Origin of the sequence: Shewanella intestini, from assembly GCF_018221465.1 — a bacterium.
Classification (GTDB): Bacteria; Pseudomonadota; Gammaproteobacteria; order Enterobacterales; family Shewanellaceae; genus Shewanella; species Shewanella intestini.
Map to the genome: position 1 here is coordinate 53,267 of NZ_JAAIKR010000012.1, position 16,689 is coordinate 69,955.

The window sequence follows — 16,689 nt, forward strand, 5'->3', positions numbered from 1 at the left end:
CATATCAAATTCGCTGTGTTTTTGATAACTGTCGGTAAATTCGGGCATTGTGGCGGATTTTTTATTCTGATGCCGTTGAATAAAGTGCTATCATTAGGGGATATTTTATTGAGGTTAATGACTATGAAAATTGTTGGTGATTCAGAACACTTCCAGCAGCCGTTTGACCATGACGAAAACTACGTCAGCCGTACTGAATTTAAAAAAGAAAGTGAAGACGCACAAGCCCTTGGGATGAAGCTAATTGCATTGAGCAAAACCCAGCTTGATAAAATGGAACTTGACGAATTTCTTTATGATGCCGTACTCAAAACCAAAACCATTAAGCAAAAAACGGAAGCTTACCGCCGTCATTTACAGTACATAGGTAAACTAATGCGTGGTTTTGATCACGAACCTATCGAAGCAACATTGGCTAAAGTGTTGAATAAAAATAACAATGAAGCTGCACGAGTGCAAATTATTGAAAAACTTCGCGATCGTCTTTTAGCTGAAGGCGACAACGCCATTCAAGAACTGTTGAATGATAACCCTCAACTTGAACGCCAAAAACTGCGTCAACTTGTTAGGCAAGCCAACAAAGAGTTGCAAAAAACACCTGAGTCTAAAGCCAATATTGAATTGTTCAAATATTTGCGAGATTCAATCGAAGACTAATTCTCTACCATAATAAGGATGTTGCCAATGCGGCTAAAATCAATCTTAAAAACGTTACCGTTAACGATTGCCTCCCTCTTCTTAGCCGCAGGGTGTAATGGCCCATCAGATGATAGCACGGCGACCATACCAGAAAATGCCACTTATGCAGTGGCATTAAGCTACCATGCGTTTGTAAACGGTCAATGCGACAGCGCGACCGAACAACGTGAGTTTGCCACTAATGAGCGCTTTTGCGCCGTGGCAAATGTCACCGCAGATAACACTGACGTGGCAAACATTTTGGTAGATTTCTCATCTGACAACGCCGACATTGCCCCAAGTACCACATTAACTGACAGCAACGGCAACGCAACCGCGATTGTATCAGCGCCCAACCAAACGGCTATTGCTGGTACGCTTACCGCTTCGCATACCCCTTCATCAGGCGACGCGGTTACCGACAGCCGCACATATGAATTCAAAGCCACCGAAGCTCTGCCGCCAGCAACGAATTACACCTTAACAACGTCAATAACTAATGCCACCGGTGTTGTTACTCGCTTTAAAGTCGATGAGTCTGTGCAATTACAGGCTCAGTTTGTCGATGCGAATAACCAAGGTGTTGCAGATCAACTCGTCACCTTTCAGGCTGGTAGCGCAAACCTAACACCGGCTACGTCACTGACCGATGACCAAGGTATGGCATCAGTGCCTTACACTGCGACTGAATCGGATCTGGGTGCAACCACCTTAGTGGCAACGATTGATTACCAAAATGAAACTTTCAGCGGTAGCAGCTTTTACGAAGTGCGCGCCGCAGATGAAGCCATTCCAGAAGGCACCTTAAAAATCGGTCACTTCACCAGTGACAATACGTTTGTTGAAGGTGAGCTAGGTACCACCTTAAGCGCCGACAGTAATGGCGGTTACACCATTAGTGCAGGTGGTTCATTTGGGATAACTGCAACCATTGTTACCGACGACAACAACGGTACGATCACCCGCTTGCAAACACCGGCAACCGTGAGCTTTAGTTCGGACTGTTCAAGCAATAATCTTGCTTCATTAGACTCACCTGTCACCACGTTATCAGGTACGGCCAGCTCCACTTTCTCTGACACCACTTGTAGTGGCAACAGCGAACGTAACGACCAAATCACGGCAACAGCGACGATTGGCAACATTAATCTCAATGCCAATTTAGACTTTACCTTGTCGCGTCAAACCTTATCAAATTTAAGCTTTGTGTCAGCAGAGCCTACCCAAATTAGAATCAAAGGTGCTGGCGGCACTGGCTCAACAGAATCTTCTTTAGTGACCTTTTTAGTCACCAGTGCCAACGGTCAACCTGCCGCGCAGCAAACGGTTGACTTTACCCTTGATACTGTCATTGGCGGCTTAAGTTTTGCTAATGGTAAAGAAACGGATCAAAGCATTACTAATGCTCAAGGCATTGCCAGCGTCAGAGTGCAATCGGGTACCGTGCCAACACCAGTCAGAGTCGTCGCGACAGCAACCGACCCTGACACCAATGAAACCGTGAGCAGTCAATCGGAACAATTAACGGTGAATACCGGCCTGCCACAGCAGCTTGGCTTTACCATTTCGCCATCAGTCTTTAACCCTGAAGCCGATAGATACAATGGCGAAGACGTAGAAGTGAGCGTTTATGCGTCAGACAGTTTTGGCAACCCCGCACCTGATGACACCACCATTAACTTTACCGCTGAAGGTGGGCAAATACAGCCATCATGTCTGACACTGGGCGGCACTTGTAGCGTAATATGGACATCAACCGATCCACGGGTAAGCGACCATCGGGTGACGATTTTGGCTTACGCCCTAGGACATGAAACCTTCTTTGATACTGACGGTGACAGTATGTTTACCGATGCCGACGGTAATGCTATCGCCAATGCCTGTTTGGACAATGCAGGCAATGCCATTGAATGTGCTGGCAATGGGATGGACGTTGAAACTTACCACCCAAATGGATTCAGTGATTTAGCCGATGCTTATCGTGACGATAACGAGTCTGGTAGCCATGACTCTGGCGAGCCATTTTTTAATACCTCTGGCGTAAGTAGTTATCAAGATGCCGACAGTTTATTCAACGGCCCACAATGTGATGGCGCGCTATGTGGACAAGCTCAAGCCAACAAAACTTATATTCGCAGCGCATTTGTGCTCACAATGTCAGGCTCTAGTGCCGACTTTACTTTAAAGCAAGATAACAGGCCAATTAATGATGTGAATACTGATATCACTGACATTGCGGCCAATAGTAGCACTAGCTTCCAAGTACGACTAACCGATGATGCAAACCAAATGCTACCAAATGGCACCACGGTTGATATTACTGCTAGCGAAGGTCAATTAGTTTATGACAACTTTGTGGTAGGCAATGCCACCCGTGAAGGCGGTTCAAATGTCATGTTTAGCTTAAAACATAATGGGACTAGTGGAGTAAGTAACATCACTATTAGAACTGTTACTCCAAAAGGTATTAATAGCACGTTTAACTTTAATGTGACCTTACTATAAAGCACCAATTGCCAATCTTACTCATGCAGCTAAAACAGAAGCAGTAGCAGTAGCAGTAGCAGTAGCAGTAGCAGTAGCAGTAGCAGTAGCAGTGAAATAAAAAGCCTTTGCGACATTTATCGCAAAGGCTTTTTAGTGTTATAAAGGCGCTATTTTAGTATTTATTCCTACAAGCTAGCATCGCCCCCTTTTGCTGTCACCGTTGCAGATAACCGTGCTTTAACGCCAAAATATGCCACAACACTAAAGGTAACAAATAGCCCCCACAGTTGTAGCCATATTGGTAAAACCAAGCTCCAGTCAGCACCTAATTGATTAAGTTTGGTCATTGCCATCATCGCTGGCACAGCGGGAATAACTTGTGTTAGCCACATAATCGGCTCTGGAATTAACGCCAGCGGCCATACCAAGCCTGACGAAAACAAAATAGGCATCGAGATAAGCAATATCACTTGCGTAGGCATGTCGCGGCGGGTAAACAAGCAGCTCATTGCCACCCCAAAAGCCGCACTAGCTAAGATAAATGGTAGCACCACCAAAGCAATATCTAACATCTGCCCCGCAACGGTAAGCTGATAATAAAAGTGGCAAAACCCAAAATAAAAACTACTAAACAAGATATAGATTAAGCTAAACATGGTAATACGGCCACTGACTAACATTAGCGGCGACACTCGACGCCAATAACCATGTTTACGCCATTGCCCCGCACCTAAAATCCCTGAGCCAATAAGCAAGGTTTGATGAAGCACGAGTAATAATACCGCTGGCAAAATATAAGACATGTAGCCCAATGTCGTATTAAACGAAGGTACGCTGTTTAACGTAAGCGCATGTAAACTTAATTGCGCTTTGTGCGCATCTTCACCACGAGCCAACATACCTGCAAATTGGATGTGTTTAGCGCCATCTAATCCTACATTCACCATGCCTTGCGCAATAGCTGAATACACTAAAAAGTAATTGGCATCACCAGCAATAGCCAATGTTACGCCTTTGCCCAGCATTAAGTCGCGGCGAAAACCTTGAGGAATAATCACCAACCCTTTGGCCTTACCTTGCTCAATCCATTGCTGGGCTTCATGGTCTGATTGCACCAACCCCACAACGTCTAATTTAGGCGACGCATTAGCATGACGGATAAGTAAACGGCTAAAACTTGAATGGTCATGATCAACCACAACAATCGGTTGCTCGCTCGGCACGTTATGCAAATAAGGTAGCGGATATAAAAAGGCATAGAAAGCCACGCCGCCAAACATCGTAATCACGATGGCTTTATCGGATAAAATAGCAAATAACTCATGACGTAAAAATGTCAAAAATCGCATTATTGCTCCTGCTTATTCATTGCTAATTTAACGGAAATTATTGCTTGCAACCATCATCATGTTGCCGCGGTCACTCTCTAAATACAAAGAGCATGATGACAATCATTGTCTAGGCTTGTTACCTAAGCTGACGTCTTCGGATAATACTCTAAGCTATTGCGGCCCGCAGTTTCCTTGCCCCCAAATAGGTAATAGGTAGCAGCAATAAAAACGGCAGATATTGAGTTAACATCATCACAAGCTCACTTAATGAGGCGTGATAATGCAATACCGCCATTTGCTGTTCAATATAATGGCTTGAGGGCATTAACATACGCCACCACTGCGCGGCAATGGGCATATTATTGGTTGGGAATGTAACCCCCATAAACGGAAATGCAGGTGCAAATAACGCAGTGCAAAAGCTCACCATCCGCGCACTATCACGCAACGTCATAAAAATGGTCAGTACGATTAACCACACCACTATTGTCATCAATACTTGCGCCAGTAATAACAATAAAAATGCGTGGTTAACATCAAGCGATAAGTATTGGAATAACAGTAAAGTTAGCGCGCTAAATTGCACAACACTCAACGGGATATACACCGCAGCCTTAACCCAAAGTGCCCGCAACAATCCAAATTGCAGCCACTGTGCCACGCTATGGTGGCGTAATTCACGCCCAAGGCTATTGGCAAAGGTTAGCATCATCACAATTTGCCCCAACGCAATCCAAATGGCTGGCATAAGGAATATTTGATAATGACTATTGTGGTTATAAAGCGGGGTAATTTGCATCGCTATCGGGCTCAGATTTAACTCGGCCTGCGCCTTGGGAATGCCTCTGGCATATTGCAAGTACATCGACACGTCTTTTAAACCCGCCCCTAATGCTTGTTGAATTTGGCTAGCTAATAACTTACCGACTAATAAAAATTGGCTGTTATAACGCACATCAATAATAGGGCTGTGGCCGGTGAGTAAGTCTTTACGCATATTGTCAGGAAACACCACCAGCGCAAATACGTCTGCGTTGTGCATTGCAGTTTTTGCTTCATCAAGATTGTAAAAACTCACCAGCTTAATGGACGGACTCGCCTCTAACTTGTGCGCCAGAGTTTGACTCATTTGGCTTTTGTCTAAATCAACAACAGCAACAGGTAAATCGCGCGGTGTCACTGAGTTAAAAATCCACAGTAACAACAACATAGTAAGAATTGGAATATAGGTGAGTAACGCTAACTGCCAAGGATCAGCCCACAGATTTTTCCATTCTCGGCGAAATAACCCTGTCATTATCGAGGCCTACAAACGAATAATAGCTGACATGCCAACACGCAGGTTGTCAACCTGTGTCAGCGGGCGTAATTCAACATCAAAGGTGCGCATATCAAAGTCATGGCCCGACTCGGTCGCACGCCAAGTCGCAAAGTCACCCATCACACTAATAAACTGCACTTCACATTCAACGTCTTGTTTTAGAGCGGGTAAATAAACACTGATCTTATCGCCTTTATTAAAATGGCTTAATTGGTCTTCTCGCACTTGAAATGTCGCCCATGCATCTGACATATCAATCAGACTCACCACCGGAAACCCACTTGGGACTAACTCGCCAGCTTGTAATAAGACTTCACTGACTTCGGCGGTTTTAGGTGCACGCATTTGGCTATCCGCTAATACCGCATGCACTTCTTTTACCGCCCCTTCGGCCATACGCGCATTGCCAGCTGCTGCGGCTTTAGTTTCAGCCCTCGCACCTTCTTGCGCCATGTTATACATCGCTTTTGCGGCTTGCTCAGTAAATTTAGCCGCTTGCCATTGGGTATAAGCTTCATCGCGTTTTTGTCTGGCAACCACACCGTCACTAAATAAGTTTTCAACCCGTTGGTAGGTTTTTTCCATTAACTCAGTGGCGGCTTTGGCTTTATGCCATTGATCTTTTGCAGCCATCACTTCTTGGCTGCGTGCGCCGTTGTCAGCTTGTTGCAACATAGCTTTTGCCGCATCACGCCCACCTTCGGCTTGCATCAATTTGGCATTCAGCTCAGGGCTGTCGATAGCAAATAAAATATCGCCTTTAGTTACATCATCGCCTTTACGCACAAAGACTTGCTCAATGCGCCCAGCCACTTTGGACGAGATATTGTATTCACGCGCTTCAATTTGCCCTTGCAAGGTAACGGGCTTTTCAACAAACGCTTGATTGACGCCATAACCAAGCACGCCGACTAATAGTAATACAGTAAGCACAGCAAAAATTTTATTGGCCTGCATGAGACGTCCCTTGTAATAACGCAGTTTGCGATAATGGAGTGGTAATACGTAGCGCTGAATCTGCGGCTAAATCTTGATGTTGCACCCGGTTGACAAATTCATCGAGCTGGCCGCTTAGCATCATTAATTTGGCATAAGCTTGCACATAACGATATTGCGCCGCCAATTGCTGAGTTTTAACGCCATTAAGCTTAATTTCGGCGTCGACACGTTCAACCGACGTTGATAAGCCTTGATTAAATGCTAACTCACGTAAACGCAGATTCTCTTTCGCTAATGCCAAGGTACTATTTAAGGCATTAATTTCTTCTTCGGCTTGTAGTAGCTGTCGATATGACTGGTCGACTAGCAAGCTAAGATCTTGCTTTGTTTGCGCTTTCATATGCCTAGCTTGCAGTAACGCACTTTTAGCCGCCTGTACTTTGCCACTGTGACCATCTCGGCTCAGTAACGGTACTTTTACCCCGACACCGACTTTCCAGTCTGGTTCCACTTTGGCAAATAAGCTGTCGTCTTCATACAAGGTGTAATTACCGTACAAAAACACTGTTGGGTAATATGAACCTTTTTCTAACTTCACCAACCCATTAGCCTGTGCCTCTTTCGCTTGCAGGAGTTTCAGCGCCGGATGGGTTGCTTGGGTGAGTTTATTGAGTCGAACTAATGAAGGTTGGTGCGGCAACATAAATAAATGCGATGTCGGCGCCACACTTGGCAGTTGTAGCATTCGCGACAGGGCTATTTGCGCCATTTCATGTTGTCGCTGCGCATGGCGCATTTGCACTTGGGCATTATTGAGCGCCACTTGAGCATTAAGCAGTTCAACGCGCGCAATTTGTCCTTGTTGCTCAAGTTTACTGGCGTGTTGTGCATGTTTAGTTAATGATGCGACTAATTCTGCCTGAGTCGCCGCCACCTTTTGGGTAACGGCCACGGCAAAGTAGCGGTCCACTAAGGTGGAAAATAACTCCCGTTGTGACAAGGTATATTGCTGTTTTTGCTCAGTGACTTGCGCCGCTTTTATGCCTTGCGCCGCAGTAATTTTTCCACCAGTGTAAATCGGCCACATGGCTTGTAGACTGGCGCGAAAAATATCTTGCTCGGTAAATGGAGTAATAAATAACGAGCCAGGAATTGCCGCAATGGCACCACCTAGGGCTGGCGGAAGTGCTGCGGGGTCTAATGCGGCAAGTGGGTTTAAGTCTCGTAGATCTAGTTCAATTGGCTTAGCTAAACGGGTGTAACTGCCGGCAATATCAACTGAGGGATAGTCAAGCGAGTCGCTGGCATCTTGTTCTGCCTGGGCGCGATTAACTTGTTGTTGGTCGGCTTGCAGCTTGTCACTCACCTGCTGTAATTGCTGCCAAGCTTGTAAAAATGACACTTGGCTACCAACACGGTGCTGCGGCATTTCAGTTTGCGCGTGCGCAGCAGATAAGCCCAAGAACAGTTGCAAACAAAGAAGAGTGGCAAATATTTTACCGGCTACGCCATTTGCATGCTTCTTCCTACTTGAATACATCGCTTCCCCTTTTAGAGCTTTTACACTAATTATAGTTTAGCTATTTCAATTTCATTTGCACACGATTAAATACTAAAAATGGGCGTGCAGTAATATTAGATCTGATAAGCCATCACATTACCTACCGATAATCTTGCTCGTCTAGCTAGTCTTGTGTGGTTTTGCTGGCGGTTAGCAGCCTCAATAATAGTGCTAACCTGCTAACCTGCTAACCTGCTAACCACTCAAGACTATCGCGGTATCGGTAGACAACCCACACGCTATTAAGCAGTACCACCTACCGTCAATTTATCGAGTTTCAAGGTTGGTTGACCAACACCAACAGGTACACTTTGGCCGTCTTTACCACACACGCCCACGCCTTTATCAAGCTCAAGATCATTACCCACCATAGAGATTTGGCTCATGGCTTCAGGGCCGTTACCAATCAGGGTAGCGCCTTTAATTGCTTGAGTGACTTCGCCGTTTTCAATTAAATATGCTTCAGACGCTGAGAACACAAATTTACCTGAGGTAATATCAACTTGACCGCCACCAAAGTTTGGTGCATACACGCCGTTTTTAACCGATTTAATGATATCTTGTGGGTCGCTTTCGCCCGCCGTCATATAGGTATTGGTCATACGTGGTAATGGTAAGTGAGCATAAGACTCACGACGACCATTACCTGTTGGCGCTTCGCCCATTAGACGCGCATTAAGCTTGTCTTGCATGTAGCCTTTTAATACACCATTTTCAATTAATGTGGTTTTTTGTGTCTTCACCCCTTCATCATCAATCGATAATGAACCGCGGCGGTTATTTAAGGTGCCATCGTCAATCACGGTGACCAATTCAGATGCCACTTGTTGGCCAACTTTGCCGCTAAATGCACTGCTACCTTTACGGTTAAAGTCGCCTTCTAAACCGTGACCGACTGCTTCGTGCAATAATACACCCGGCCAGCCATTACCTAATACCACCGTCATTTCGCCTGCGGGGGCATCAATGGCATGCAGGTTAACTTGTGCTTGTCTTACCGCTTCTCGGGCAAATTCAAAACTGGTAGGCAAACCATTAGCGTCAGTTTCAAGGAATACACTGTAATCATGGCGACCACCGCCACCGGCACTGCCGCGTTCTCGTTTACCTTGCTGTTCAATAATCACACTACAGTTAAAGCGTACTAGCGGACGAATGTCTGCCGCTAATGTGCCGTCACTGGCCGCAACTAAGATTTCTTCATGCACGCCTGATAAACTCACAACCACTTGAATTATACGATCATCTAAACTGCGAATATAAGCGTCGGCTTGCTTTAGTAGATTAATCTTGGTGGTTTCAACCATGGCAGCAATAGGGTCTGCGCTGCTATAAAGTGCAGTTTGAGATTGGTGCGTAAAGGCATTAACCGTTTGTGACTGACCGCTGCTGGCAATCCCTCTAGCCGCTAATGCTGCGGCTTCAAGTGCGACAGGGTTAATTTCGTCAGCATATGCAAAACCGGTTTTTTCACCGCTAATCGCTCGGACACCTACGCCACGTTCAATATGGAAGCTGCCTTCTTTAATGATGCCATCTTCAAGCACCCAAGATTCATGGCGACTACCTTGAAAATACAGATCAGAGAAATCCACTTGATGGTGATGGATCTGATCTAAATAACCTTGCAGGCCATCTAGGGTTAAACCATCTTGTAATAAACTTTGTTCTACTTGGGCTAAAAAAGGCATTCACTGTTCTCTTTTATCTGTCGCATCGCCATTGGCGCTGCGCTTTAGGATGTAACACTAGGTGCATTAAACCGATTATGCCTTAAAACAGGCATGTTCTGGCGAATTTTCTGTAATTGGCGCATATCTGGGCGAACTTGCACCCAACCTGTTTGCTGCGGCTTTTGTGCCAAAACCGTCCCCCAAGGGTCAACTATCATGCTATGACCAAAGGTTTCACGACGTCCTTGATTATGCGCACCCCATTGATTAGCACCCAATATAAAACATTGGTTTTCAATCGCACGGGCTTGTAATAACACTTGCCAGTGGGCTTGTCCGGTCACTTTAGTAAACGCTGAGGGTAAGACAATGATGTCTGCGCCCATTAAGCGTAGCGCCCGGAATAAATCAGCAAAACGTAAGTCATAGCAAATGGCGAGGCCAATTTTACCAAAGGGAGTATCAATGACAGTAAGTTGCTCACCGGCGGCAAAGGTGTCGCTTTCACGGTAGGTTTTAGTGCCGTCAGCCACATCGACATCGAATAAGTGCATTTTGTCATAATGGCCTAATGTATGGCCATTATCGTCAAAGGCATAACAACGACTAAAGACTTTGTTTTTGGCAGCCTTAAACGGCATTGTACCGGCAATTAAATACAGCTGATATTGCTTGGCCATTGTTGCCAGCGCGTCTGCTAACGGGTTGTCATCGTCAGTGCCAGCATGTTGCAATTGTTCGGCTTCGTGGCCACCAAATAGCAAGCTGCATTCGGGCAACACCACCAATTGAGGCTCGTTGTCGTGTCGGGGTAACTGTTTAAGCTGCGTCTCGATAAAGCGCAAGTTTGCTTGGATGTCTGAGCTGCTTTGACACTGCAGTAAATTCCATTGCATGAGGCACTCCTTGAGTAACAGGCGGACAAAGCTCGGCGATGGGTTGACCAGATAAACGGTCACCCCTTATTTGATAATGACCGCTTAAAGAAACGGTTGCAACATCATCATTGGCGGCAAGTACATTGGTTAGATCATGCTCAATACCTGCAGCAGACGTTACAGTATCGACATTATCGTCTTGCTTTTGAGGTGCAATATCATTGGTTTGCGGTGACGCTGGCGATACCGGAGTCGCCGGCTGCTGTTGAGACTCTTGCGGCGCACCTTGTTGAGATTCATGTTGAGTGTCACGCAGCACTTCTTTAGGGATCTCAATCTCTTTACTCTTGCGTTCTAGCTCTTCCAGTTTTGGCGCGTCCATACTCCCCGTTAAGCGAAAACGAATTTCTGAAATGACCTCAATCACAGGCTCAAGTACCTTAGTTAATGCAAACGCACCAATACCTAATGTCCATGCACTAGTGCTAAGCAACACCACAGTGGGGACGCTTGATGCTAATTGCGGCACAAAGCGAATATCGTAATTTAAGCTGCGCGTAGTTAGGTCGGTGTAGCCTCTCACTTTCATATTTCCGGCAATGGCATCCATTTCCGTGTTGGTGGTTTTAACCACTCCATTGTCGATATCTAATTGGCCGTTAAAGCGATTAAAATATAAGCCTTGGCCAAATACGTCGCTAAAGTCTAATGATAATTTTCGTAAAATGGAGTCGAGACTAAATAGCGATAATATGCGCGCACCTTTGTCACTGACTTCAGACAAGTGCCCTTTGCCAATATCAAACTTCACTTTACCGTTAAGTTCCGCTAACGAGAATCGATATGGCACCTGTGGCCAACTGACACTCCCCACAAGGTTAAGTGGTGCATCTTTAATCCCCAGATTAATCCCCAACATTTTGGATAAATCATCAAATTTAGTGGCGTTCATTTTCACATCAAAACGGGTGAAATCTTTGCCATCATTACGTTGCCACTGGCCATTAGCGGTTAAATTAACAGCGGGTTGATTCAAGCTAATGGTTTGAAAGCGGTAACCTTGATCATTCGGATTACCTTGAAGCACTAACTTGCCAAACTTAATGCCATAAAACTGAAAATCATCAACATTGACCGCTAATGTGGGGACTGAATCTAATATTTCACCCGCGGTAAATTCAGCCGCGGACTCACTGCGCATCTCGGGCGATAAATACAGTTTTTTGGCTACAATTTTTAAGCCTTGTTCTCGCCACTGTGGATAAAAATCAATATTGCCAGCAAATTGGTCAGAATCCACATCAAAACGCCATACGTGTGTCAGTGGTTTTGCTGCTAACGATAAATGCTCAAAGGTTTGTCCCATGACATGCAATTGGCCAATATCTGCATCAATGGCTTTAAGTGGAGGGAAAAATCCACGTTGAATTGAAGGCGTTTCGCTAGTGGTTTCAGTTAGTGGCTGTGACGCCACCTCAGACAATGACGCTGGAGCTGCAGTTTCAGTATTTGAACTGTCTGCTGGTTGTGCCGAGCTGGTATTATCGACCTGATTAACCTTGTCGGTAGCAGCATCAGCCAAGGTTAATGCCTGCCCTTTAGTGAAGCCGTTGATTACCGGTAACCACTGCGTTAACTGCGCATCGGGTAAATCAATTTGTAGATGACCATCTTGCTTTAAGAGTTGATCGCCTAATTTGAATCTGCGCCCAAGCATGAGATCGTAATGAGCAAGTTTTTCACCGCTATCAGGTGCAAACTCGCCCCAAAACTCGGCTTGATTGGCCAACTTAACGCTTAATGAGGTGCGTACATTGTCACCCACTAATTCCGCTTCAATTAAACGAGGTTCAATTGCCGATTTAGCAAAACTGCCCGGCAATGTAAATTCCGTGCCTACAAGGTTGGAACTTGCATGCGCGCGTAAGGTATACCCGTCAGGGTCGAATACCATTAGCAGATCACTGTTCCAATCCATTGTGCCGTGATAAAAATCAGTTAATGGGTTAGTAAAATTAGCCGGCAGGTTTTGTAAGTCCCAGCTGCCATTTAGATTAATGTTTAAGGCGGTGTTTTTATTTTGTTTTTGGGTATTAAAGTCAAACTGCAACGGCTGATCAAATAATTGCGCGCTAATTCCTTGGCCTTGAACACGGTCATTCACAAAGCTAACTTTACCTTGAACACTCTCAAGATTGAGCCCTGGCTTACTGATAAACACCTTGTTGTTATCAAACGACACCGTACCTTTAGAAAGCGGCGCCTGCCCTTTAAATAACGGAATCGTTAAGTCTAATTGCGTTGCAATGGTGTCATGAATTTGCACAACATCAAGCGTATGCCCAACAGAAGTACGCAGTGGTGAGCGATTAATGACATCAATTGCATCTTTAGCATCGGATCGTAAATCCGCTTTTACCGTTAAAACTGAATGGGGCTGAAAGCGCTCAATGGCGACTTGCGCACCATCTGCTGGCACTTTTCCTAACAAACCAGACTCAACATCTAAGTGCATAGCGGCATTATTAAATAAGGCATTAAGGGTTAAGTCGGTGACGGCGGGCCAGTTTGGCTGAAATGAAAACGTGGCATCATTTAAGGTAAATTGTGCTTGAAATACGCCACTATTATCATCAAATGGGAATTGATTAAATTGGCCATTCCACAATACCTTCGCATTTGGAATGTCACCGGCCACTAAGCCACTTTTTAAGTAATTAACCAGGTTTTCACTCATGCTTTGCCGTGGAAAGTATTTTTGCGCTTGTGAGACATCTTTAATTGCCAGGTTAGCCGCAAGTGACATGTTAGCGTCATGAGCCAGCGCTAAAGCCAAGTTAGCATCAATCGCAATATCTTGGTTACTCAAGCCAATATGCGGCGCGACCAACTCAAGTGATTGCGTGTCGAAATAGCCATTTAAAGGTGCACCTTTAAAAGCTAAGTTTTGTCTAAAATTGTTGGCAAAATCTAAGCTATAGTTTTGGGCAGGCAAGTTGAAGCTCAGTCGTTGATTGGCCCAGTTAAGATCAAGGTCAATGCCTTTAATCCCCGGGATGGCTTTATAGGCATTCCAGCGAATATGGTTCAAGTGAACATCGGCCCGTAACGGTTGTCCGTCAGGTTTATAAAGCTTAATGGGCCCCACACTGCCTTGTGGGTTCACGTAGTGCCACGTTTCCACTTCTTGTTGCCAAATACCAGGAATTAAGGGTAATAATGGCGTGAAATGTTTTAACGACACAGGACTAATACTGGCAAACATGTCACCTTGTTGATACTTCACCGCCATGCTAAGCGGTTGCCAAGGCTCGCCGTTAGTCACAAAGTTTAATTGATGAGAGTCTAACAACCAGCCTTGCTCATTAGGCTGCCATGTCAATTGCCCTGATTTAATATCTAAGCGATGCGGCTTATCTTTTGACCCCCATTTTAGCCAACTTGGTTCAAATGTTAGCAACGCATCTTGTACACTGCGTTTTGAAAATGCGACCCAAGCTTCAAGGTTAATCACCCCTTCAAATTCAATGTGCTTAAAATCAAACTGTGGATCGTCTTGTCTTGATGCCCACTCACCTAAATCCAGTGATTTAGCCGCGACATAAAGCTCACCCGCAATCGTATTTGGCCGATAACCGTTACCGAGTAAATCAACACGAATACTGAGTTGTTCTTTGTCTGATGCATTTTCTTCCACATGAACGATACCTTGACCTTGGTGACGTCCAGCTGAATTAAGCCACTGCAAATCCTTGATAAAAATAGGTCTAAATTGATGATGTTGACTTAATAACTGCAGTTTTGCATTGGTTATAGAAAAGTGCTTTAACTGTTCAAGAAACAAAGCATATAGCCAGTCAACATCATGACTGGCTGCTGAGTTGGTTTTCAGTTTAGAGACGTGATCAATGTCTAGCGATAATGTTAGACCGTCAAAAACCACGGTATCGATTTGTGGTGACAAACTAATAAGCGACTCCCAGAAGTCGAGTTTAATCTGGACGTTTTCAGCCACAATCGTCAGGGGCATGGCGTTTTGCTGCGGGATCACCAGTTGGTGTACCGTTAGTGCAGGGCCAAAAGCTTGCCATTTTGCAGACAGCTCACCCACTTGTACTTCAAGTTGATACTGCTGTTGTAAATAATCAACAATTTCATGCCTAACGTCGGCCAGTTGTGGCAATAATCCACGAATTAAACTGACCATAAGGGCAAATAACACGAGTGCGCCAGCAACCAACTGCCAGCAAATACGATTGACTTTACCTAACTGACTTGTTGCCACTACACCATCACCACATCATATTTGTTTTGTGCGTACATGGTTTCATTTTGTAAGCGGATCCGTTTGCCAATATAGACTTCAAGCTCGGCCAGTAAATGGCTTTCGTCACCACTTAAACTCATGTACACCGCTGGCGAGCAATACAATAAAAACTCGTCAGTTTGATAAGTGCGATTTAAGCGGATGAGTTCCCGAAAAATTTCATAGGACACCGTTTCGACGGTTTTCATGCTCCCCGTTCCCTGACAGGCAGGACACTCAGAACACAACACATGTTCTAGGCTTTCACGGGTACGTTTGCGGGTCATTTCAACCAAGCCTAAACCTGAAAATCCACTGATGCTGGTTTTTACACGGTCAAGGTCTAGCGCGCCTTGCAAGCTGCTTAATACACGGTCTTGATGGGCGGATTTTTGCATATCAATAAAGTCGATAATGATAATACCACCCAAATTGCGCAGGCGTAATTGGCGGGCAATGGCTTGCGTGGCCTCTAAATTAGTATTGAAAATGGTTTCTTCTAGGTTGCGATGGCCAACAAATGCACCAGTATTAATATCAACCGTGGTCATGGCTTCAGTTTGATCAATAATCAAATACCCGCCCGACTTTAACTCGACTTTGCGACCCAGTGCGCGTTGAATTTCATTTTCGACATCGTACAGCTCAAAAATAGGTGCTGGGCCGTCATAATGTTCAATCTTATTGGCAATTTCAGGCATAAACTCGTGCGCAAACTGATTGAGCTCTTCAAAGGTGCGGGTTGAATCGACTTGAATATGGTCAAGTTGTTCACCAACAAAATCACGCACTATACGCACTTGTAAAGCTAAGTCTTGATATAGCAATCTCGCGCCTTTGCGTTTGCGGCGCTCACTGACTTTAGCCCACACTCGACGCAAAAAAGCCGCATCTTGTGCCAGCTCATCTTCGCCAACATTTTCAGCCGCGGTGCGAATAATAAACCCACCGTCTTCGTCAACATAAGGCTGGGTAATTTGTTTAAGTCTACTGCGCTCTTCTTCTTGCTCAATTCGCTGAGAAACACCAATGTGGCTCGAGCCTGGCATAAACACCAGATAACGAGAAGGTAAAGTGATATCAGTGGTTAACCGTGCGCCTTTGGTGCCTAAAGGGTCTTTAACAACCTGCACCATAATGTCTTGGCCTTGGCGAACTAAAGACGCAATATCACGCACGACAAAGTTATTACGTTCACCGTCGGCAACGCATTCCGTGTGCGGCACAATATCAGAAGCATGTAAAAAAGCGGCTTTTTCAAGCCCAATATCAACAAATGCCGCTTGCATACCTGGCAATACTCGGCTGATTTTTCCTTTATAGATGTTGCCGACTAAACCACGCTTCATGCGCCGTTCAATATGCACTTCTTGCAGGACACCATGCTCAACTAAAGCGACTCGCGCTTCGGTTGGGGTGACGTTTATCAGTAGTTCAGACCCTTTTTTACGTTGTACTTTATTATTCATAAACCACCGGCATTGGGTGCATAAGACTGCAGTTAAAAGGTTAATT

The 16,689-nt window shown here is 45.1% G+C and carries 10 protein-coding genes; 2 read left to right on the forward strand and 8 right to left on the reverse strand.

Annotated features, from left to right (window positions below):
• Positions 1–123 precede the first annotated feature (123 nt).
• Together yjgA and G3R48_RS12340 are read left to right on the forward strand one after the other, a co-directional pair.
• Positions 124–657 (forward strand): ribosome biogenesis factor YjgA, encoded by a 534-nt coding sequence (yjgA, locus tag G3R48_RS12335; RefSeq protein ID WP_153665035.1) that lies wholly within the window; start codon positions 124–126, stop codon positions 655–657.
• A 27-nt stretch (positions 658–684) separates the two neighbouring features.
• Positions 685–3,183, forward strand: a complete 2,499-nt coding sequence (locus G3R48_RS12340) for an Ig-like domain-containing protein (protein ID WP_153665037.1) — start codon at positions 685–687, stop codon at positions 3,181–3,183.
• A 167-nt stretch (positions 3,184–3,350) separates the two neighbouring features.
• On the opposite strand, the gene G3R48_RS12345 is transcribed toward G3R48_RS12340, so the two are convergent.
• The 8 genes from G3R48_RS12345 to rng form a co-directional block, all read right to left on the reverse strand.
• Positions 3,351–4,514, reverse strand: coding sequence for an ABC transporter permease (locus G3R48_RS12345; RefSeq protein ID WP_153665039.1), 1,164 nt, complete (start codon positions 4,512–4,514; stop codon positions 3,351–3,353).
• Positions 4,515–4,662: 148 nt separating this feature from the next.
• A complete protein-coding gene (locus G3R48_RS12350; protein ID WP_153665041.1) occupies positions 4,663–5,793 on the reverse strand; it encodes an ABC transporter permease in 1,131 nt (376 codons plus the stop codon).
• Positions 5,794–5,802: 9 nt separating this feature from the next.
• A complete protein-coding gene (locus tag G3R48_RS12355; RefSeq protein WP_153665043.1) occupies positions 5,803–6,774 on the reverse strand; it encodes an HlyD family secretion protein in 972 nt (323 codons plus the stop codon).
• Positions 6,761–8,185, reverse strand: a complete 1,425-nt coding sequence (locus G3R48_RS12360) for a TolC family protein (protein WP_153665141.1) — start codon at positions 8,183–8,185, stop codon at positions 6,761–6,763. Before G3R48_RS12360 ends, G3R48_RS12355 begins: the two co-directional genes overlap by 14 nt.
• 374 nt (positions 8,186–8,559) lie before the next feature.
• The gene (gene tldD, locus G3R48_RS12365; protein WP_153665045.1) at positions 8,560–10,008 is read right to left on the reverse strand and encodes a metalloprotease TldD; all 1,449 of its coding nucleotides are present in this window, start codon (positions 10,006–10,008) and stop codon (positions 8,560–8,562) included.
• A gap of 44 nt (positions 10,009–10,052) precedes the next feature.
• Positions 10,053–10,886 (reverse strand): carbon-nitrogen hydrolase family protein, encoded by an 834-nt coding sequence (locus tag G3R48_RS12370; RefSeq protein ID WP_153665047.1) that lies wholly within the window; start codon positions 10,884–10,886, stop codon positions 10,053–10,055.
• Complete coding sequence (locus G3R48_RS12375) at positions 10,810–15,153, reverse strand: YhdP family protein (RefSeq protein ID WP_153665049.1); 4,344 nt, start codon at positions 15,151–15,153, stop codon at positions 10,810–10,812. Before G3R48_RS12375 ends, G3R48_RS12370 begins: the two co-directional genes overlap by 77 nt.
• Positions 15,153–16,643: a ribonuclease G gene (gene rng / locus G3R48_RS12380; protein WP_153665051.1), complete on the reverse strand. Its 1,491-nt coding sequence runs from the start codon at positions 16,641–16,643 to the stop codon at positions 15,153–15,155. Before rng ends, G3R48_RS12375 begins: the two co-directional genes overlap by 1 nt.
• Between the last annotated feature and the right edge of the window lie 46 nt (positions 16,644–16,689).